This is a genomic window from Chryseobacterium sp. FG46 (assembly GCF_057809135.1).
Genome location: NZ_JBMDJJ010000074.1, coordinates 1 through 625 on the forward strand (window position 1 = coordinate 1; position 625 = coordinate 625).

Consider the following 625-nt stretch of genomic DNA (forward strand, 5'->3'; position numbering starts at 1 on the left):
ATTCACTGCATTTTCAAACATGATTCCTGTAGAATGTGCAGCAGATTGATACACGTTAGCTAAAGCCATTGCAGGTGATTCTGCTACTACTTTTACGTTCGATTGCGTTACTGCGTCTGTGATTTGTTCGTTTACTGGCATAATGATTATTGTTTATTGGGATTAAAGGTTAACCGGATTTTCCGGCTGTTTGGATAATAGTTTTAAAGAGGTCCGCAAATGGATTATGGATTAAGAATTTTAGCCATAGAAACAGCATCTGCAATGGTATCCAGACTGTAGATCTGTGCGATACCCTGTGTGGTAGCTGCCTGATTGACAATGTTTTGTTGGTTTTGTGCGCTCACCGCATTTTCAAACATGATTCCTGTGGAATGTGCTGCGGTCTGATATACATTGCTTAAAGCTACTGCAGGAGATTCTGCAACTACCTTTACGTTAGACTGTGTTACTGCGTCTGTGATTTGTTCGTTTACTGGCATAATGATTATTGTTTATTTGGGTTAAAAAACAACCGGATTTTCCGGTTGTTTGGATAAGGAATGTAAGCTGTTCGCAAAAATGGATTACGGATTAAGAATTTTAGCCATAGAAACAGCATCTGCAATGGTATCCAGACTGTAGA

2 protein-coding genes are annotated in these 625 nt (G+C 39.2%); both read right to left on the reverse strand.

The window, feature by feature from the left end:
• Positions 1–141, reverse strand: a 141-nt coding sequence (locus ACODR7_RS21550) for a RebB family R body protein (protein WP_488842332.1), incomplete at its 3' end; no start/stop codon positions are given.
• Between the two features lie 83 nt (positions 142–224).
• Positions 225–482, reverse strand: a complete 258-nt coding sequence (locus ACODR7_RS21555) for a RebB family R body protein (protein WP_488842331.1) — start codon at positions 480–482, stop codon at positions 225–227.
• Between the last annotated feature and the right edge of the window lie 143 nt (positions 483–625).

Excerpts from the sequence above, each read along its gene's own strand:
- ACODR7_RS21555 (WP_488842331.1), bottom strand. The coding sequence starts at position 482 with ATGCCAGTAAACGAACAAATCACAGACGCAGTAACACAGTCTAACGTA.